General features: G+C 40.8%; 22 protein-coding genes. 15 read left to right on the top strand and 7 right to left on the bottom strand.

Annotated features, from left to right (window positions below):
* Both LI82_RS06210 and LI82_RS06205 read right to left on the bottom strand, forming a co-directional pair.
* The coding region (locus tag LI82_RS06210; protein WP_048194176.1) for a monomethylamine:corrinoid methyltransferase at window positions 1-574 on the bottom strand (574 nt) is incomplete at its 3' end.
* A 17-nt stretch (window positions 575-591) separates the two neighbouring features.
* The gene (locus tag LI82_RS06205; RefSeq protein WP_048194174.1) at window positions 592-1,248 is read right to left on the bottom strand and encodes a corrinoid protein; all 657 of its coding nucleotides are present in this window, start codon (window positions 1,246-1,248) and stop codon (window positions 592-594) included.
* 166 nt (window positions 1,249-1,414) lie between these two features.
* Here LI82_RS06205 and LI82_RS06200 point away from each other — a divergent pair, with 166 nt between their 5' ends.
* From LI82_RS06200 to LI82_RS06170, 7 genes are all read left to right on the top strand, one after another.
* On the top strand, window positions 1,415-1,825 hold the full coding sequence (locus tag LI82_RS06200; protein WP_048194172.1) for a helix-turn-helix domain-containing protein: 411 nt from the start codon (window positions 1,415-1,417) through the stop codon (window positions 1,823-1,825).
* A 338-nt stretch (window positions 1,826-2,163) separates the two neighbouring features.
* Window positions 2,164-3,039, top strand: a complete 876-nt coding sequence (locus LI82_RS06195) for a damage-control phosphatase ARMT1 family protein (RefSeq protein ID WP_048194170.1) — start codon at window positions 2,164-2,166, stop codon at window positions 3,037-3,039.
* 138 nt (window positions 3,040-3,177) lie between these two features.
* Complete coding sequence (locus LI82_RS06190) at window positions 3,178-3,366, top strand: CooT family nickel-binding protein (protein WP_048194169.1); 189 nt, start codon at window positions 3,178-3,180, stop codon at window positions 3,364-3,366.
* A gap of 139 nt (window positions 3,367-3,505) precedes the next feature.
* A complete protein-coding gene (locus LI82_RS06185; protein ID WP_048194168.1) occupies window positions 3,506-4,513 on the top strand; it encodes a type II glyceraldehyde-3-phosphate dehydrogenase in 1,008 nt (335 codons plus the stop codon).
* 23 nt (window positions 4,514-4,536) lie between these two features.
* Window positions 4,537-5,340, top strand: coding sequence for a bifunctional fructose-bisphosphatase/inositol-phosphate phosphatase (locus LI82_RS06180; protein ID WP_048194167.1), 804 nt, complete (start codon window positions 4,537-4,539; stop codon window positions 5,338-5,340).
* Between the two features lies 1 nt (window position 5,341).
* Window positions 5,342-6,178 carry an NAD(+)/NADH kinase gene (locus tag LI82_RS06175; RefSeq protein ID WP_048194166.1) on the top strand — a complete coding sequence of 279 codons (837 nt, stop codon included), beginning with the start codon at window positions 5,342-5,344 and terminating at the stop codon, window positions 6,176-6,178.
* Window positions 6,179-6,247: 69 nt separating this feature from the next.
* Window positions 6,248-7,426 (top strand): homocitrate synthase family protein, encoded by a 1,179-nt coding sequence (locus LI82_RS06170; RefSeq protein ID WP_048194164.1) that lies wholly within the window; start codon window positions 6,248-6,250, stop codon window positions 7,424-7,426.
* A gap of 111 nt (window positions 7,427-7,537) precedes the next feature.
* On the opposite strand, the gene LI82_RS06165 is transcribed toward LI82_RS06170, so the two are convergent.
* A complete protein-coding gene (locus tag LI82_RS06165) occupies window positions 7,538-8,080 on the bottom strand; it encodes a TIGR00288 family NYN domain-containing protein (protein ID WP_048194162.1) in 543 nt (180 codons plus the stop codon).
* 389 nt (window positions 8,081-8,469) lie between these two features.
* On the opposite strand from LI82_RS06165, the gene LI82_RS12445 reads away from it, so the two are divergent.
* From LI82_RS12445 to LI82_RS06150, 3 genes are all read left to right on the top strand, one after another.
* Window positions 8,470-10,116 (top strand): DUF835 domain-containing protein, encoded by a 1,647-nt coding sequence (locus LI82_RS12445; protein WP_052402762.1) that lies wholly within the window; start codon window positions 8,470-8,472, stop codon window positions 10,114-10,116.
* Between the two features lie 19 nt (window positions 10,117-10,135).
* Complete coding sequence (locus tag LI82_RS06155; protein WP_048194160.1) at window positions 10,136-11,275, top strand: hypothetical protein; 1,140 nt, start codon at window positions 10,136-10,138, stop codon at window positions 11,273-11,275.
* Window positions 11,276-11,344: 69 nt separating this feature from the next.
* Complete coding sequence (locus LI82_RS06150; RefSeq protein ID WP_048194158.1) at window positions 11,345-12,037, top strand: RAD55 family ATPase; 693 nt, start codon at window positions 11,345-11,347, stop codon at window positions 12,035-12,037.
* Window positions 12,038-12,127: 90 nt separating this feature from the next.
* Here the strand turns inward: LI82_RS06150 and LI82_RS06145 are convergent, their stop codons facing one another.
* A complete protein-coding gene (locus tag LI82_RS06145; protein ID WP_048194156.1) occupies window positions 12,128-12,823 on the bottom strand; it encodes a diphthine--ammonia ligase in 696 nt (231 codons plus the stop codon).
* A gap of 4 nt (window positions 12,824-12,827) precedes the next feature.
* Window positions 12,828-14,339, bottom strand: coding sequence for an asparagine synthase-related protein (locus LI82_RS06140; protein ID WP_048194154.1), 1,512 nt, complete (start codon window positions 14,337-14,339; stop codon window positions 12,828-12,830).
* Window positions 14,340-14,369: 30 nt separating this feature from the next.
* Here LI82_RS06140 and LI82_RS06135 point away from each other — a divergent pair, with 30 nt between their 5' ends.
* The 5 genes from LI82_RS06135 (at window position 14,370) to purQ (ending at window position 17,131) form a co-directional block, all read left to right on the top strand.
* Window positions 14,370-14,657, top strand: coding sequence for an MMPL family transporter (locus tag LI82_RS06135; protein ID WP_135607240.1), 288 nt, complete (start codon window positions 14,370-14,372; stop codon window positions 14,655-14,657).
* A 159-nt stretch (window positions 14,658-14,816) separates the two neighbouring features.
* Window positions 14,817-15,443 (top strand): tetratricopeptide repeat protein, encoded by a 627-nt coding sequence (locus tag LI82_RS12440; RefSeq protein WP_052402761.1) that lies wholly within the window; start codon window positions 14,817-14,819, stop codon window positions 15,441-15,443.
* Window positions 15,444-15,553: 110 nt separating this feature from the next.
* On the top strand, window positions 15,554-16,099 hold the full coding sequence (locus LI82_RS06125) for a CDP-alcohol phosphatidyltransferase family protein (protein ID WP_236622684.1): 546 nt from the start codon (window positions 15,554-15,556) through the stop codon (window positions 16,097-16,099).
* An 87-nt stretch (window positions 16,100-16,186) separates the two neighbouring features.
* Window positions 16,187-16,435 carry a phosphoribosylformylglycinamidine synthase subunit PurS gene (purS, locus tag LI82_RS06120; RefSeq protein WP_048194150.1) on the top strand — a complete coding sequence of 83 codons (249 nt, stop codon included), beginning with the start codon at window positions 16,187-16,189 and terminating at the stop codon, window positions 16,433-16,435.
* Window positions 16,436-17,131, top strand: coding sequence for a phosphoribosylformylglycinamidine synthase subunit PurQ (gene purQ / locus LI82_RS06115; protein WP_048194148.1), 696 nt, complete (start codon window positions 16,436-16,438; stop codon window positions 17,129-17,131). It begins immediately after the preceding gene.
* Window positions 17,132-17,357: 226 nt separating this feature from the next.
* Here the strand turns inward: purQ and rnhB are convergent, their stop codons facing one another.
* Together rnhB and LI82_RS06105 are read right to left on the bottom strand one after the other, a co-directional pair.
* Window positions 17,358-18,002 carry a ribonuclease HII gene (gene rnhB / locus LI82_RS06110; RefSeq protein ID WP_048194146.1) on the bottom strand — a complete coding sequence of 215 codons (645 nt, stop codon included), beginning with the start codon at window positions 18,000-18,002 and terminating at the stop codon, window positions 17,358-17,360.
* 47 nt (window positions 18,003-18,049) lie between these two features.
* Window positions 18,050-20,287 (bottom strand): type II secretion system F family protein, encoded by a 2,238-nt coding sequence (locus LI82_RS06105; RefSeq protein ID WP_236622683.1) that lies wholly within the window; start codon window positions 20,285-20,287, stop codon window positions 18,050-18,052.
* Window positions 20,288-20,293: the final 6 nt, after the last annotated feature.

Here is a 20,293-nt window from a genome sequence, read left to right as displayed (position 1 = left end):
CTGCTGCGTTCTTGATAATCCTTGTTTCGGACTTTGCTGCGAGAACTTCGTATGGGCTGCCTGGTATAGGTGGCTTACCACGAACCGTCATCATAACACCATTTACAATTGTGTCAACTTCTTTCTCGAGTGCATAGCTCATGTGAATTGCAGAGAACATATCTTCTGAGATTGGGGAACCTGTTGGACCACCCTGTACTATTGGCTTTCTCTTGTCACCAACAGATCTCTTCTTCATCTGTACTGCATCTCTGCCTGTACCGAGCTGGAATGCTGGCATTGGGTTGTTGATTGCGTCCCAGAGTTCGTCTTCTGTGTATTTGACGATCCTCTTTGTGTCTGTGCAGTAGATACCACACTCAATGAGCATGTCGAAACCTGCCTTGAAGAGTCTCTCCATCTGGTCCTTGTCGGTTGGAACGAACTCGGTACCAAAGTCAAGGTTGTATTTCTGCTTGAGTTCCATTGCCTTCATTGGAATGGTCATCAAATCCCAGTCATCCTGGGTGCATTTCTCACCGTTCTGTGCTCGGTCATAGAAGTCAAAGCAAGTTACTGATTTTGTGAATGTCATTTTAATTTCTCCCCAATTTATGCGCTCATAAGCTCAAGTGCTACTCTTGCTGCCTCTGCTGCATTTTCGGCTGTGCCGTCTGCACCACACTCAGCGATCCATTCATCTGTGACTGGTGCGCCACCGAACATGATCTTGACTTCGCCTCTGAGGTTCTCCTCTTCAAGTAACCTTACTACGTCTTTCTGGCCGAGCATTGAGGTTGTCATAAGTGCGGAACCTACAAGGATCATCTTCTTGCCCTTGTTCTTTGCAATTGCTTCAACAACATCTTCGTTTGGAATATCTGTTCCAAGGTCGAGAATGTCAAATCCATTTGCACCGAGCATTGTTGTAACAAGACGGTGACCGATATCGTGAATATCTCCTTCCTGTACGAATGTTACAGCCATTCCGACACCCTCTTCGTCGCCCTTCTCTTCTGCGAGAATTGGCTCAAGGATCTCCATTGCAGCTTTCATTGCCTTTGCAGACATCATGATCTGTGGAAGGTAGATTGTTGCTGCTTCGAAGTTGTCACCAACGATCTTCATTCCTGGTGCAAGTGCTTCGTTGATAATGTCAAATGCAGATAATCCTGCATCGAGAGCTTCCTGTGTCAGTGCTGGACATCCGTTAATGTCCTGGTTTACTATTGCATCTTTAAGTTTGTCAAAAAGTTCCTGATTTCCCATTTTCATCACCTTTTTAATAGCAGTCTTACAGCCCGATCGGAAAGTCTTGTTTTCCCGAAAGGTCGTTTGTCCTGTTCAACTGCAAATAATCCTTGCGAATACTCGCATATAAACTTTTCTTATTTGAAACCAATGTATTTATACTTATAAAACAATAACAATAGACATGGTAAAAACAGAAATGATACCAATTCAAAAAAAATTGACTCACCAGGAACTTAACAAAAGGATACGATATATTGAGACATTGATCAAAGTACTGGATCGTTTATACTTTATCAGATACAGATATATGGGAGACTCAGTAGAGGAAGCTGCAAGCAAGGTTGGAGTTACTAAGAAGGTTGCATACGTTTGGCAAAAACGATGGAATAAGGATGGATATGCAGGATTGTTGCCTCGCCATGGAGGAGGCAGACCTTCCAAACTAAGCGAAGATCAAAAGAGCGACCTTAAGATATACCTAAGGGTTCAGAAGAGCTTGACAACTGCCCAGGTTGCCAGCCTGATAAAAGAGAAATTTGGAGTCGAATATTCATTAAAACAAGTTAGGATTATTCTTAAGTCATTGAATTAAAAGATTACTTTATTTTGTTCTTTTTCCCATATTTTCTTTTTTTCTGGACTTATGTAGGTATATAAACAAGAACTTGCGATATCTTTATATAATATACACCTAACTCGGAAATAAGTGCTCTTTTTGAAGAACATATTGGCTGTTTGAGGATATTTTTGGCACAAAATTACGACGAGTCATTAAGTTTGATTTTTGCCGGAAAATGCCTTCCGATTCAATCAATGTCGAGTCAGGGCACCCAGGAGCATTTTGAGTTAAACTTATGTGTATGACGTCTATTTGATACATCCATCTGAAGATAGATATTACCAATTATCACAACTAAAAGAGCCAAGATCATGAAAATGGATGCTAGATGTACGTATTGCCTTCTTTCCAGAGTTCACTATGAAGCACAGCTTTCAACCAATGACACCGAGCTTATACACAAGACCATGCTTGCAGGGATCGATGTGCTCAAAGAGACCTACAAGCCAGGAGTGGCTGCCGGAGTAGTATCAACAGCCATCCACAGGAAGGCTTACGAAATGCTCAATGATGAGGACCCATATTTTGAGCTCAGGCAATTAAGCAACCGGATCGCAGAAAAAGTGTACCCATATGCACATTCCCTGGTTCATGCTGGCGATCCGACAGATGAAGAAATGTTCAGAAGGGCAGTACTTGCATCTGTTATTGGAAATTTCTTCGATTTCGGCATCATGGGATTTGACGTTGGAGAAGATGTTTTTGATGAGACCTTTGCGGAAATATTCCGGAAAGGGCTTGATGTGGACGATACCTCCGAGATGTTCAAAATGCTTGATGATGTTGTATATGTGGTTGACAACTGCGGAGAGATCATCCTTGACACACTTGTTTTTGACATAATCAGGAAAGTTGGTGGCAAGATCACACTCGTAGTACGCGGTGCCCCCATGCTTACTGACGTTACAATGGAGAATGTACGAGAGCTTGAGCTGGACAAGAAAGTTGATCGAGTACTGACCACAGGCTCAAATGCAGTAGGAGTCTGCTTTGAGGAAGCACCTGCGGAGTTCATCGATGCCCTGGAAAATGCCAGCCTGATAATAAGCAAAGGAATGGCTAACTATGAGACCATGTCCGAAAGGAATTTTGAAGCAATTGCATATCTGCTTCGTACCAAATGCGAAGCGGTAGCAGAAGACATGGGTCTTGAGATGGGATATTCCATAGCAAAGCTCGTGAGATGAGATCAGGAAGATTGTGTGAAAGTAGTTATCTATTATTAGAGCATATTAACGCGTAATCTAAAGAATGCGAATAAGTTCAAAATACTTTCACCGATGGTCTGACATACCATCACAATAATACCAATAACAGGTGTAAATATGTGCGAACTGAATGCAATAGTTATCAACGGTAATGAAAGGGAATTGGTTATGGAATCAGTCACTAAAATGGTGGTTGATGGGGATTCCATAGAACTTACTGGAATATTTGGGGAAAAGACGATCATCTTCGGTTCAATAAAAGAGGTCGATTTTTCAAAAGGGGAAACTATAATTATTGGAAATTGAATTAACAGGAGCAACAGGAGACATATCAGTAACCTCAGACACTTTTTTACTGTGGTAACATATGCTCCGGTGCCCAACTGATGTTCATACTGTATACTTATACTGAAATGTGTCAAATTCGTAATGGAAGGTACATTAAATGACTAAAGCTAAAGTTGCAATAAACGGATACGGAACCATTGGCAAGAGAGTGGCAGATGCTGTAATGCTTCAGGATGATATGGAGATCATCGGTATTGCAAAGACCCGTCCTAACTTCGAGACTGTAATTGCACAGGAGAAAGGATATCACGTCTACACTCTTGCAGACAGGGTAGAAGCAATGGAAAAGGAAGGCATCGAAGTTGCAGGTACCGTTGAGGAAATGATCGAAGCAGCCGATGTTGTGGTTGACTGTACACCAGGTAAAATTGGTGCTACTAACAAGGAACTTTACGAGAAGGCAGGCACCAAGGCTATCTGGCAGGGTGGCGAGGCACATGACCTTGCAGGTTGCTCCTTCAACGCTGAGACCAACTACGAAGAGGCCCTTGGTAAAGACTTCGTCAGGGTTGTTTCCTGTAACACAACAGGACTTTGCCGTGTCCTTTCACCACTCGATAAGGAGTTTGGGGTAAAGAAGGCACGCGTAACACTTATGAGAAGATCTGCTGACCCTAACGACATAAAACACGGCCCTATCAATGCGATCGTCCCGAATCCTATCACGTTGCCATCACACCACGGCCCTGATGTAAAGACAGTCATACCTGGCATTGATGTCGCAACAACAGCAGTCAAGCTTCCTACAACATTAATGCACATGCATACTATCAACCTTGAGTTTGAGAAGGAATGCACTGCAGAAGATGTTAAGAACATCCTTGCAGAGCAGAGCCGTGTCAGGTTCGTTGGACAGGGAATCACATCCACCGCCGAGATCATGGAACTCGCAAAGGACCTTGGAAGGCCAAGGGGTGACATGTGGGAGAACTGCGTATGGGATGAATCCATCACAATGTATGAAGGAGAACTTTACTTCTTCCAGGCGATCCATCAGGAATCAGATGTCATTCCTGAGAATGTGGATGCCATCCGCGCAATGATGGAACTTGAGAGAGAAGGACAGAAGTCCATTGCTGAAACGAACAGTAAAATGGGCATCTGATCTGCCCATCATTTTTTATCAATATGATAACTTTTCCACAGGCGCTGGAATTGTGTGATCTCTTATCAGATGCCGCAGGAAATGCAATTTCCAATCTTGTCGATACATCTGAAGCTTTCGAAACGGTATATATTGGTGCTGATGGCACCGATACCAAGCTAATTGATGACGTATCAGAGAAAGCAATACTTGAGGTCCTCCGGGAAAATGGCCGTTCAATGAGGATATTAAGTGAGGAATTCGGGGAGATCAAGCTGGGCGAAGATCCCGAATTTTCCATTATTCTGGACCCGCTTGATGGAACATACAATGTTGCCAATGGTATTCCTGTCTACAGCATTTCAATTGCAATTGGTAATCCGGACCATACTTCTGTTTATTTTGGATATGTGAAGAACCTTGCAAACGGAGATGTTTTCCATGCAGGGTTGGGAAAGGGAGCATATTTTAACGGTCAAAGGATCGCACCTTCCAGAAATCATGTTCTGAACACATTCTGCATAAGCCTCTATGGATATCGCAAGAATATAGAAAGGACAGTAAGTCTTTGCAAGAGCGTTCGCAGGATAAGAATACTCGGAAGCGTGGCTTTGGAGCTATGTTATGTAGCATCCGGACGGCTTGATGCATTTGTTGATGTTCGGGGCTCCCTGCGTCTTGTGGACGTTGCTGCCGGAAAATTGGTAATAGAGGAAGCCGGAGGCAAGGTTAGCGATGGCAAAGGCTCCCCACTTAAGCTCAAAGGAAGTGTTATAAATCCATATTATATGGTAGCTTCGAACGGACATGCACATTCTGATATATTGAACCTTATAGAGAGGCACTAAAATGATCATCAAAAAGATCGGGATAGTATCGCGGTGTGACCATGAAGATGCACTTGAGATGGTAAGGAATATCGTAGAACACTTCAATTCAAAAGTTGAGATCGCCATCAGTCCTAAAACGGCCGAACCCCTGAACCTACATGATGTGGAAATCACACCTGTGGAAAAGATGAGGGGAAAAGGAGTCGAACTTCTAATTTCCGTAGGAGGAGACGGCACAGTACTTCGCAATATTGCCCGCATGGAGGACCCGCTTCCAATATTAGGCATAAACATGGGAACACTTGGATTTCTTGTGGACGTAAATCCCTCAGAGGCAATTGAGACCATTGAAAAAGTGCTGAAAGGCTTCAAATACAGTGAGCGTTCCCGCCTTTCCGTCAACCTCAACGGGGAAAAGATACCACCTGCAACCAATGAAGTTGTGCTTACAACTGCAAGACCTGCAAAGATACTTACATTCAGGATCACTATCGATGACCGGAAAGTGGAAGACATACGTGCCGACGGCGTTGTGATTGCAACCCCTACCGGATCTACTGCATATGCAATGAGTGCTGGCGGACCCATCATCGATCCAAATGTCAATGCAACGCTAATTGTACCCCTTGCACCTTTCAAGTTATCCTCAAGACCATGGGTGGTCCCTGCAGAGAGCCTTATCAAGGTCGAGATGATCATTCCGGAAAAGGAAGCAGCCCTCGTAGTTGACGGGCAGTACACCCATAATATACAGGAGAACGATGTTGTTACCCTTACAATGTCCAATTTCCCCGCAAGATTTGTAGAAACATCTGCAAGCGGTTTTTATGAGAGAGTAGAGAGCAAGCTCAGATAATTGAAAAGTAGGTTCAAAACCTACATATTTATATATTGCTTTCTCAAACAACGAGTGGGAATCAATACTATGTCAAACACTGATTATTATTCCAAAAATGAACTTATGAACTTCATCGATACGAAACCTCTTGACATCGAGATATGCGATGTGACATTGAGGGACGGTGAACAAACCCCAGGCGTAGCTTTCACAAAGGAAGAAAAGATCGATCTTGCAATGGAACTCGATGCCATAGGCGTCGAGGTTATCGAAGCTGGATTTCCTGTTGTCTCCAGTTCTGAGAAAGAGATCGTCAAAGAGATCAGCAATATGGGGTTAAACTCAAATATTTGCTGTCTTGCACGCTCTGTGATAAGTGATGTTGATGCAGCTATTGATTGCGATGTTGATATAGTCAGCATCTTTATTGCGATGTCTGACCTTCATTTAAAGTTCAAGTATCACAAAAGTTGCGCAGATGTCTTCAGCTGTGCAATGAGCAGCATTGAACATGCAAAAGACCATGGCCTCAAGGTCAGGTTTGCAGCAGAGGATGGCACAAGGACCGATGTGGAAACTCTCAAAAAAGCATTCATTGCAGCTGAAGAATATAAGGTAGACTATGTCAGTATCGCAGATACTATCGGCATTTTAAGCCCTGCAACAACTCATTATCTCGTGTCTGAGATAAATAAAGTTGTTAATACACCTATCTGCATCCATTGCCACGATGACCTAGGAATGGCAACTGCAAATACACTTGTAGCTGCAGAAGCCGGTGCAAAACAGTTGCATACAACGGTCAATGGTATTGGCGAACGAGCAGGCAATGCATCCCTTGAAGAGTTACTTGTTGCATTAAGGGTGCAACATGGTATTGAAAGATATGATACTACGAAACTTACAGGGATCTCAAATAAGCTCCAGGAATATTCAGGATTACCAATTGCTGTAAATAAGTCCGTAGTTGGCAAGCATGCTTTTACACATGAATCCGGAATTCATGTAATGGCCATTCTGGAAGAACCGCGGACCTATGAACTTTTTAGTCCTGAAATGGTAGGCGGAAAGCGCAACCTCATAGTAGGCAAACACACCGGGAAAAAGGCACTAAAAGGAATAGTCGAAGATCTTGGCTATAACTTAGAAAATGATGAGCTCTGCGACCTTATTCTTAAAGTAAAGAACTGTACAGAGGTTAAAAAAGGATTATCTCGTGAAAGGCTGGAAACCCTTATTCAAACTGTCCAATCCCACCAGCGATGAATGGGTTCAATATTTTTCAGAATAGAGATCGAAGTTTAAAATATGTATTAAAAACTGCATGTAAGATTATTTGCATGCAGAACATCTATTCTAATAGGTTTTTATGGAACTTTAAGTTGATGTGAATCTTTTTTGCTTTATATTTTCAGCCTCTTCCTCATCGTAATAGTTCATCTGGTTGTTATTAAGTATTACGACATAGTCGGACGAATTTCGTAAAGCTGTTGAGAATCCGGGTTCAACACCAAAGATAATAGTCTCCTTCCCATGTTCGTTGGCCTTACTTAGAAGTGGTTTGAAATCAGCATCCCTTGTTACCAGTGCAATAGTATCAATTGTAGGGTTGTAAACAAGTTCCATTCCTTCCACTGCAAGACGTACATCAACATCACTGGAGCATATGATAGGTTCGAACCCATTGTTCTCTATTGCCTCTACAAGTTTGTCCGAGGCATACTGGTTCAGGAATACCCTGCCTATCTTGACATTGCCATATTCTTTTAATACATCGCGTATTTCTTCAAGATTTACATTAAATTCCTTGCGTAGTACATTCGGCCCATCTACAAGGAGCCCTATGCGCCTCCTGTCAGTTTCCTTTTTTGTACTAAGATATTTGACAATGGAACCAAATCCAGTTTTAACGTTCTGCATGCTTCCCTCAATTTAATTATTAATATAATAAATTCTCTAATAGATTATAATGATTATGTCGGTCGAGTATTGTATTATCCATGAACTTGGACCACACCCGGATTACAAGTGATCGATACAAATTGCAATATGTCCCTCCATCCCTTACTTTTAAGAAATGAGCAACTATTATTTAGTATCTCCGCTTGATAGTATTAGCTTTACAAAAGAGAAAACGGAAATATGTAGCTGTTAACGGTTACCAATCTGGAAAATAATGATGATTATAATGATGGCAACATATTTATTAAAAGAAATCATATTTTATATAGCATATTTAACACATTTTTTAGCAGGAAATGCTATATAGCGATCAAGACTCGCTACAATTAATTAAAGGTGAGTATAAATTGACAAAAGATTTGCCTAAAATACTGGTCGTAGATGATGAAAGTACAAATCTTGAAGTGATGGAAGCTTATCTTTCAAGTGACTATGAGATTGTTATGGCCACTAGTGGTAAAGAAGCATTAGAACAGGTCAAGCAATTCCAACCTGACATTATACTCCTTGATATCCTTATGCCGATCATGGATGGTTTCCAAACCTGTAAGTTGCTCAAAACCGACGAAGAAACAAAATTTATCCCCATAATCCTTGTTACAGCCCTGTCTGAAAAAGAGGACAGAATAAAGGGCATTGAAGCAGGGGCAGATGAATTTCTCACCAAACCCATTAACATACTTGAACTTAAAAGCAGGATAAGGTCCTTGCTAAAGTTAAAGAACCAGCACGACCTGTTACTTGAAGAAAGGAACACAGCACAGAAGTATCTCAACATAGCAGGCGTTCTAATACTTGTCCTTGATAATGATCAAAACATCATCGAAATTAATAAAAAGGGCACCAATGTGCTTGAATGTACCAAAGAAGAGATAATTGGCCTTAATTGGTACGACAATTTTGTTCCTGAAAAGTACCGAAACGAATCAAAAGAACGCTTCAATGATCTTGTAACAAATTTGAGCAGAGATGCAGATAATATTCGTGAGAAAACTATACTCACGAGAAAAGGGAATGAAAAAATACTTTCCTGGAGTGCCATAAAGTTAAAAGATAAAGATGGGAAGACTTATGGAATCCTTTGTTCAGGTGAAGATATAACATTACGTAAAAATGTAGAAAATAATCTTAAAAAAACGAATGAGCATTTGGATCTGCTTATTAAGATGTCACCAATTGCTACAATTGTCATTAATGAAGAAAACAAGATCCTGAAAGCTAATAAAAGTGTAGCTGAACTTTTAGGTTTTGATGTTACTGATATGCTTGACATATCAATGTCAAAGCTTGTTTGTGACAAACATAAAATAGAGTTCACTGATAAAAAAGATTATACATTAGGATTTTTAAAGAAAGATGGAAAATCTATCGACCTAAATACATCCACATCCCTTATCACAAAAAATGATGATGAAAAAGAATTGATCATCAACCTCCAGAACATATCAGAATTACGTGGTCTTTTGATCGACCCTTCACTGGAAAAACCTTCACTTGAAGAAACCGGAGATATAAGCGACCTGCCCAAACTTGAATCCGGATATACATATATCCAGCATGAAGATGACAACATGGGCACATATGAAATCTTTTCAAAGATGGTTAAGCAAGGTAATCCGGGTCTTTGTATAACAAGAAAAAATCCTGCAAAGATCAGGGAAAAATACAATATCCAAAAAACACCAATCGTCTGGCTTACAAAAAACAAAAACTCAGAATCCCCATCCATTGCACCTTCCGAGATATTCAAACTTCATCCAACAATTGAAAATTTTATGAAAAAAGCACATGATGGGATCATACTAGTTGATGGACTGGAATACCTTATCCTTGAGAATGATTTTAAGTCTGTGGTTAAGTTCATTGAGCAAACCAATGACAGCATAATGGTATCAGATTCCAGATTGATCTTCAATATTGATTCGAATATCTTCGAGCCAAAGGAGTACCACCTACTAAAGAGATGGATGAAACCGTTAAAGGAAGAAATTTAAACCGGTAAAAGGTTACAAAATGGAAGCTGAAATATCATATGCTATCGATTTACCCCAAGTTGTAAACAGCATGAATGCCCCGGTTTTTTCATGGGAACATGGTGTTGTTAACTTTACAGATAATGAGATATGGTTCCCTACGGAAACCAGCTGGAAAGTAATACCACTCAGATCAGTAGAAAACGTAGGCATTGATATCTCACCAGCGGTTATCAATAATATCCGTAAAGAAAGTGGATATTTAGATGAGTTGATGGTGAACTACAAGAAAAGCTCGTTATTTGGTTCTTCACACATAAGACATTCAATGATCCTGGCAGGTAATCCACAAGATCTTGCACAAATAAAGGATCATTTAATTGAAAAGGTAGGTTTAAGAGTTAATACTAGTTTTGAGGGGCTAAAAGAAGAAGAAATAAAGCTTTTGAACTTGCTGGCAACCGGAACAAAGGATATTAATCGTTATTTACCACTGATATCTGATGACAGGAACATACTTCAACGTGCTTTTGAGACGCTTAAAAGAAGAGATCTTGTTGATGAATCTGCAAGAATAACACAACAAGGTCAATACTATCTTGAGAAGAAAAAAGGAACATCTGATCCTTCCATTGAAAAACCTGTTCATTTTGAACTGGAACCAAAAATCGAAACTCAGACAGCATCCAATGGCCTAAAACCAAAGGACACCATGGTTCAATTCACAAAGAAATACGAATATTCCTTTACATCGGGTTCCGTATTTCTGGAAGACCTCTGGCGTTACATAATGGTACCGGAAATAAAAGACATAGGTCTGAAAGTCTCAAATATAAACAAACCATATATTCACATACAAACCAGATCTGGCACATCAATTGATATTGAATGCGAAAACTCACAGGCAATACTTGCATTAGAAAGGATATTTAATGAAAAGGAAAACATTCAGATCCGATTATTGGCATGCCTTTATCTGAATATCAGAGAAGATTATAATATAGCAAATACATTGTATTTTGAACCGAAATACCTTAATTCACAATTAAACGAGTTAATTGCTAACCGACTTATTGAAACAGACAAGACCCTATCAAATAATGGTTTTGAGAATATCAGACATAGCCTGAACTTTGAAAGAAGCGTTAGTTTGGAACATTTCAAAAGGACTTTACAATAACAATGAATTAAACTGCATAAGTCTGAGAAATATTATCAACAGAATACGATACAACAAATGGTGGTATTAGTGAGATTTATAGATACAATTCAAGGCCTTGATGACATATTTGAAAACGACATACCAAAAGGAAGTGTAGTTCTAATAACTGGCCCACCAGGAAGCCTCAAATCAGGACTAACCTTCTCTATAATTTCCAAATATCTTGAGAAAAGCAGTGAATTTGGAATATACGTAACCCTTGAACAAAATAAGCGAAGCCACCTTGAGAATATGAAAAGTATGGGAATAGAACTTTCGGAAAATCTAACCATATCAGACTTTACTGATTACAGACTCCAGTATGATGAATTTTCAGGAGATCTGTTAAACCTTATAGAAACAAATATCGTTCAGTACAAGCATAAATTGGGAGATAAATTTACTTGTTTAACACTGGATTCACTGGGAGCACTTTACTCCCTGATGGATGTCGAACCACGCCTTATGAGAAAAAGGCTCTATCACCTATTAGAACCACTAAGAAGAGAGAACCTGACTACGTTCCTGATCCTGGAAATGGCTGATCCAAATGGACCTAACCATGACTTCGAGGGTTATCTTGCAGATGGGATAATCGAACTGGGAGTTCATACAAAAGATGATAGTACAAATCGCTTCATAAGAGTTAAAAAAATGCGTGCATCCGCCCATAGTATGGACCCATATATCCTCACAGTTTCAGACGATGGACTGCAAATATACAGAGGAACTATTTTCTGATCGATTAGCTTATACCAAAATCAACTCATTTCTAAAAAATAAAATAATTTAATTTTTATTGTTTTTTATTGATTATATTGCATTTATTTTTCATTCATTATTCTTATCTACAAGTTCTGCATCCTCAATCACAACATTTGCAGTATACTCATCACGTTCGACAAGTCTGAACTTATTTATCTTTATCTTTTTCGTGAACATCGGAGCATCGGTAACAAAGCTCTCAAACTCGCCACCCTCACCTGCAATGTTCAGACCGATCTTCTCATTGAGCTTCACAAGCTTATCCACATCACTGCTAAATATGATCTTACCAACCCAGTTGCTGTTCAGACCATATGCTGCAATACTACTGAAGATGAACTCAAATCCCTTTTCCAGCAGCTCTCTCATTTCCTGCTCCTGATCGATGTGCCATAATGGAGAGAATGACTCAAGACCAAGTTCATTGCAGATCTTCTCTATCCGGTCCTTCTGGTAATTGGAATATAGTGCACCGGTCACAATACCCTCAATTCCATATTCATCCTGAGCCTGTATGATCGCATTCTTAAGATCTTCAAGCTCAAGTTCCTTCTCACCCTGAGTGAAGGTTTCCAATAAAGGCAATCCCATAGCTTCGGCCTGCAGTCGTGCAAGATCGATATTGGGAGTATGGAACATATATGAATCAGGATTCCTGCTCTTGATAGTGATCAGGCATTCGATAGAATAACCCCTCTCCTGCATAATATGCAATGCATAGTTCGAATCTTTTCCTGAACTAAAAAGAACACCCAGTTTCACTTTATCATTCTCCTTCAAAACTATTGATATAATCGGTCTTTTTGCTAAAACCTGCTTTCTTTGATAATTTTGCCAACGCTTTGTCAAAGCGGCTTCCATATTGGGCAGCCTTCTTGCTGCGCTTTGTGATCATCTCCGGAAGCCCGAGTTCCTCGCCGACCCTGCGTAGGACCACTTTGTTCATGCCATCACACATTTTGAACTTTTCCGGGATAGACAGGGAATACTCTACGAACCCCTCATCAAGATATGGAAGACGCAGGGTTATCCCTGTAAACGAAGCAACAGTGTCATCCCTGTATGTATTAACCTCATGCATCTCAAGAATATCCTTCCGACAATCCAGATTAATATTCCCGGATCGTTTGTAGCGGTTGTATCCAGCAAAGAGCTCATCTGCGCCGGCACCTGCAAAAAGGACATTGATGCCATCCTTCTTCGCTGCAACACTCGCAGCATACATGGTCATGGCAACACCGGTCTTTGGGACACTGGCATCCTCGATCAGAGGTACTACTACCTTAAGGTATTCTTCAACTGTGCCAAGGTCGATCTCATGGACCTTCAGTTTAAATCCAAGTTCTCCGGCTATCCTTTTAGCACAGATGACATCCGGTGAGGAAGTCTCACCGGAGAGTCCAACAGAATAACAGGTCACAGAAACACCTTTTGCTTCGGCTACATCCTTGCAGATGGAAGCCAGGATAGTAGAATCGATCCCTGCCGAGAACATAACACCAAAGTCCTCATCAGGAACACGTACTGAAACTGCATCTATCAGTAATTTTAGTAATTCGTCGCGAACATCATCCTCCGACCCCCCAACCTCAACTGGCTCGGAAAGGAATTCACGACCATGCACCATAATTGTGTTTTCCTCGAGATCATAGCATAATAATTGCCGGGGAGAAAGTTCCTTTACATCCATGTAACCTGCATTTTCAAGGAATTTTTTCTCAGAGGCAAAAGCAAGCCCACTGGAAAGATCATACCAAAGAGGTTTAACACCTATGAGATCCCTGCCGAGATAGACTTTCCCATATGCCTTACAGGCAAATGCATAAACACCACGTAGCTGACGAAGTGATGTGTCAAGAAAAGATAGGACCTCCAATTCATTTAACTTATCATTATATGCTTTTTTAAGCAAATTATGAATGAACAAAGCAAGAAGATCAGCATCATTACTGATAGCATCAGCAACAGCCTTTTCATAATTATCAGATAGGTCTTCCCTGTTATAAAGATCAACATCACAAATAGTTATAACATCCTTCACAGGTGATGAAAGATCTATCATTGAAGGAGGAGTCGAGGAAGTCATTGCAGGATCAAAGAAAGTTATCATGGAACCATCAGAAGAGATATCAGGGACCTCAGATACGGATGGGGAAACAAGGACTTCATCTTTTGTGTAGATGAGCGCATCATAGCATCCGCGCTTTTCCATCTCACTTAAAATAGCACTGGAATCGATCCCTTTTCCTGTGTTAAAATAACCTGCTATCCTGCCCATTATTTGAAAGAACCTGTCAACCATATATCTATGTATCGGATATATTTAAAAGATCGAAGAAAAAAGAAAGGACACACTCCCGTAGAAGCTATGCGTGAGGCAAGTAAGAAGACCGGAAAAGCGATCATTACCTCAGGCCTGACAACGCTCTTTGGATTTTCAGCATTGATAGCCCCCCCATTCTCGATGAACAGTAACTTTGGCATTGTCACTGTGATCAACGTTGCACTTGCACTCCTTGTCATATCCATCGCATTCCCCCAGTACTCGTCTACATTGACACCTGGAGAGACAGAAGACATGGAACACAATTCATAAAACAAACGAAGTATATTGACCACTGAATATATATTCTAAGCCTGCCCTATTAATTTGAAAGATACCGGAAAATGAAAGTATACCAATTGATATTTGGCATATCTAAAAACAGGTGAATTTTTATATCTTTATTCAAAAATAAAGGTGGAGTCGTATTTGATGGAAGAGAAGGAAAGAACAATAGAAGCACTGTTCAATCTTGGCTTCCATGCAGAATATCCGGAAGAAAAAGTAGAGTACTATTCTGCAATTCTTGAATCTGATTCCAGAAATCCTCATTTGTGGAATGAAGAAGCTTTGGCACTTGTGTGGACAAATACCGGGATCGCTTACTGTGACCTCAGCGAATATAAGAAAGCTGTTTACTGTTTTGAAAAAGCATTAGAACTTGATCCCCGTAATCCAGATATATGGTACAACAAAGGAATTGCACATTCCTACCTCGGTTACCATAAAGAATCGATAGAATCCTATACAAAAGCCCTCGAGATCAACCCTAAATACGATAATGCATGGATAAACAAAGGAATGCTCCATGACATATTAGGAGAGTATGATGAGGCCATCAGAAGCTATGAGCATGTTCATGTTACAATGGAACTTGATCCAAAATATGCCCTTACATGGAATAAGAAAGGCGTTGCATATTCCCACCTTGGCAAGTATGATGAAGCCATTACCTGCTTTGCAAAAGTTCTCAATGTGGACCCGGAATATGAAGAAGCGAAGAACAATATGGCAAATGCAATGAATAAGCTCAAGAACGTTACTGAACACGATTTATAATTAACTTTAACAAGTACTTTCATTAATAATGTAACCCCATAGACAGAACTTGATAGCAAGAGGGATCAATTATTTTCAATGAACTAAAAGACACTATCAGAATCTCGGTTTTGCCGCTTGCAAAGAACATTCCGATCTCGCCAAATATCCTAACCATCATAGGACTGCTTATCAGTGGCATTGCAGCCCTTGAGTTTGCCATAGGTGAACTTATCATGGGTGCGGCCTTCATTATGCTAAGTGGTATCTTTGATGTTCTTGATGGCGCAGTTGCAAGGGCTTCAGGCAACATAACACCATTTGGAGGCGTATTGGACTCGGTATGTGACAGATATGCAGATGCTATCATTTTTGCAGGCATCATTTACGGCTCCGTTAATGGAAGCATCCATCAGGCTACCTTGCTGCAGGCACCATTGTGGCTATGGTGCGTTCTCGCATTGATCGGCTCATACATGGTCAGTTACACACGCGCAAGAGCAGAGGCCGCAGGATCCACTTCGATGAACGTGGGAGTTGCAGAGAGGTCTGAAAGACTTATTATACTTATACTGGGTGCTATCACAGGATATATTTTAATTGCAGTAGCAATTATAGCAGTACTTGCACACTTCACTCTTGTACAAAGAATATGGAATGCAAAACAAACATTGTAATTTAAAAGTGTATGTTAAAGCGATATTTTTAATTGCTTGATAACCATTATACCCCTAATCACATTATAGCAAAAACAGAGGATCAAAATGCAATATCGTGCAGAAGTAACAATCGAGCTTAAACCGGGAATGCTCGACCCGGAAGGTACCACCATCAAAAGGGCATTGGAACACCTTGGATACCACACAAACGAACTGAGGACATCAAAGAGATACATCATTGACCTTGAGGAAGAATCCGCTGAAATGGCAGAGAAGAAGGTAGATGAGATGTGCCAGAAGCTTATCGCAAACCCGATCATCCACAATTATACCATAGACATGAGGGAAGCTTAAATGACAATAGCCATCATTGAGTTTGGTGGAAGTAATTGTAATCTTGATGTTCTGCACGTACTGGAAGATGTTGTTGGTGTAGATGCAGAACGTGTATGGTACAAGGAAACAGACCTTGACAGGTTCGAAGGTGCGATTATCCCCGGAGGATTCTCTTACGGTGACTACCTGCGCTCAGGTGCTATCGCATCACGCACACCCATCATTAATTCCGTAAAAAAGATAGCAGATGAGGGTAAGCCCATCATGGGAATTTGCAACGGTTTCCAGATACTGACCGAATCAGGACTCCTCAATGGTGCCCTGATGACCAACAAATATCCGAAATTCAGATGCGAATGGACAAATCTGCGAGTTGAGACCACAGACTCACCATTTACTTCCGCTTTCAAGGAAGGAGAGGTCATCCGCATACCCATCGCTCATATGGATGGTAACTTCTATGCTGATGAAGCAACCCTTTCAACCATGGAAGATGAAAAGCTTGTAACCTTCAGGTATGTTGACAAAGAAGGCCGTGTGACCGATGAGGTAAACCCTAACGGTTCACAGGAGAACATTGCAGGCATACTGAACGGAAAAAGGAATGTAATGGGCCTTATGCCTCATCCGGAAAGAGCAGCTGAATCAATCCTCGGCTCCAATGATGGTCTAAGAATGTTCCAGTCAATGGTAGAGTATATTAACAACAGGTAATATTACCTGAATATACTCAACTTTTTTTCTTTATATTCTTTAATTAAATCTTATATAGTAAACTCCTTCTAGTACAATCTGGCCTAGCGCAACTTATTCTAGCACAACCTAGCCCAACATAATTTATTCTAGTAAAATCTAGTCTAGTGCAACATATCATTGTCTAGCTTAACCCCAATACACTCCTGTTGGCCTAGATCGTCCCATCCCAGATTATCAGATCATCTTACTTTTCAACGATGTTCTGTGCAGTCTTCCAGGAATGCCTGACAATATCCGGAAGTGAACCGTGCTCATCATACCAGTCATTCAGGAACTTCTTGGTCTTTGGATCAGAGGGGTATCCGCTTCCAAAATCCACACCGATATCTTTTTTGAGCTCTTCAATAAGTTCATCACGCCTGACCTTCGCTACAATGGATGCTGCAGATACTATCGGGAAAAGATCATCGGCACCATGTTTTGAAACTATTTTCGGAGCCGTTATGTCAGGATGATTTTTCAAATAATTATCAAGAAGACGTTTACCAAAGCGTTCCTCCTTTACATCCGCTGCATCCACATAGATCTCGTCACCCGGAAGATTCTCGATCACATTTCCAAAACCAAGCACCATGATCTCGTTCATGGTCATCAGTTTGCGAAGCTCATCTATCTGGTCAGGGGAAACTTCAAAAACAAAATAGTCATCTGCATACTTCTTGATCTGGGACGCGAGATGCACTCTCTTTTTTGGCGACAGTTTCTTGGAATCGGCAACCCCGAGATTCTTAAGAGCATTACTTTTACTCTTATCAATTCTCACACCACCAATACACATCGGACCTATTACAGGACCTTTTCCAGCTTCATCAATTCCCACGATCTTCATTGAAATCTCCCATCATTGTAATTGCCCTGCTTGAACAGAACAACTACTCATACGAACAGGGTGAATATAAGATAACCGACAGTGATCATGACTATTGAGTGTTTCAGCCCTGAAAGCACATTACCTTCGCCCATTGCCCCTGCCATAAGCCCGGAGCTTAATCCCTGAAGAAGGGAAGCATGCATGAATAAACGAGTGTATGCATCAAGGTCGAAATTACCGAGGAATCCACCAGCCTGAGTTCCTGCTTCAGCCATTTTTTCACCGGCATTTGCCATCTCGGCCAGGAAGGTCGTGGAGATAACATAGATAACACCAACGAACACAAAGAACGCAATATAAATGATCACTATGTAGATCATCATGTTCATCGAACGCTCACGTTTCATAGACTGTTCTGATGCCGCATCGCGTGCTGCTACCAGAAGCACTTCACCCACATCACCACTTGATTCATTGGCTTTTGTAATAAGGGTCATAGAACGCGCTATAACATGGGTCCGAAGCCTGTTGGCAAACCTGATGAGAGCATCATTGACATTCATTCCCCAGAAGATGTCCTTCCAGATCTTGTGGATCTCTTTGCCAAGGCTTCCTTTACCGGAAGTTGCCATAAGTGTTATGGAATCACGAAGGGTCATTCCAGTCTCATTAGTGCTTGCAAGCTTTTTTAAGAAATCCGGAAAATTTTTCTCAAGACTTTTCTTCCTATGAGATTTGATCTCATGGAAAATAGCAAGAGGCACTATAACAAGGAAAAGACCAAGCACAACATAATCATCAATAAAAGCAACGATATCGGATGTTGTATACAGATCTCCTTTGTTCAGCAAGAACGGGATCAAAATAACCAGAAATGCAATTGGCAATGTAATAGCAAGCGTATAAAGAGGGTTATTTAAAAGCGGTTTGAGAGGATTCTGCAAGAAATCCCTAAATGATAATGATTTTTTTGACTTTGCAAGACCCTCATATAATGCTCTCTCCTGAACCTTTTCTTTAGTCTCATCTATAAGTTCTCCTGTTTCATTATATACAGGTTCAAGATATGATGGGACCTGAGGAATACCATGATCAAGAACTACTGTAGTAGGCAGGATCTCGGGTTCGCCACTCTCACTTGGAGTGATAATACTGATCATCACAACAAACATCAGTGAACCGATCGGCAGTACAGCATAAATAATAGCATACACCATGACATCCGACCCGGACCCCATTACTGCCATCATAACACCAAGTATGATGATAAAGAGAGGACCGGCAACGAATGCAGTAACGTAGGATTCTGACAGCAATGCCAGGGTCTCCAGGAATCCTTTCTGATCCACTATGGATTTTTGCAGGTACTGTTCAGACTTGTCCTGGAAATAACGTGGAATGCTTCCACCACTGTCAATGATGGTGAGAAGGTTCTGCATCAGGTCCTGAAACCTTTCTGAAGGAGTTATCTCGCTAATGTTAGAGATAGCAGTTCTAAGGTCGTGTCCGAAATAATCCATCTCACGCAGGATAGCATCTATTTCTTTTGAAACTTCACCATAAGTATCCTCTGAACGAGCCAATAGCCTGAATACCTCAATGATATTCATGCCACCCTTACAAAGAGCATACATGAAAGTTACAGCATAAGGCAAATGCCTATCGATGTCACCCTTACGTTCACCTGCCTTGAAACCGGGGTAAAGCATGAAAGATCCATAGGTGACACCTCCAATAATTGCAGCAAAAAGAACGGTTATCAAAAAACCGATGAATAGTGATTTAAATTGCAGTATCCAGGAAGTAGATGTACTGAACTCCAGATTTGTTATAGAGTCAGGAAGACCGACCAGATTCACAACAACATGCGAGAGGAAAAGGCCAAGAATAAGGCCAATTACACAACAAAATACTGAGTAGAAAATCGCATTTGAAACATACATCTCGTATGAAAGTGGAACACGTGCCTGGAAAAGTTGCACCTGAAGATGTTCATATTTTTCTTTCCTTGCCTTAATCCGATCACCGAGTAATGCAAAAGGGATCTTTTTAAAGATAGTGAAGTATTCAAAGAACCTTTCAAAAGTATCATTGTCCTTTTTTGGACCTCCGGACAACTTTCGTTTGAATCCACTCAGGAATGAATCTTTTTTACTCCCGGAAGAAAATGATGAGGGACTGTTTACCTCTGTTTCGATTGAAGGTTCAACATCCTGAAGACTACCATATTCCTCGACAGGATCGGGAACTTTTTCCTGCATTTGATCTTCATGAGATGTTTCCTGAGACATATCTTCTGTCACCTTACC

It is taken from the genome of Methanococcoides methylutens (assembly GCF_000765475.1).
GTDB classification, from domain to species: Archaea; Halobacteriota; Methanosarcinia; order Methanosarcinales; family Methanosarcinaceae; genus Methanococcoides; species Methanococcoides methylutens.
This window is presented reverse-complemented; position numbering and strand designations above follow the sequence as displayed.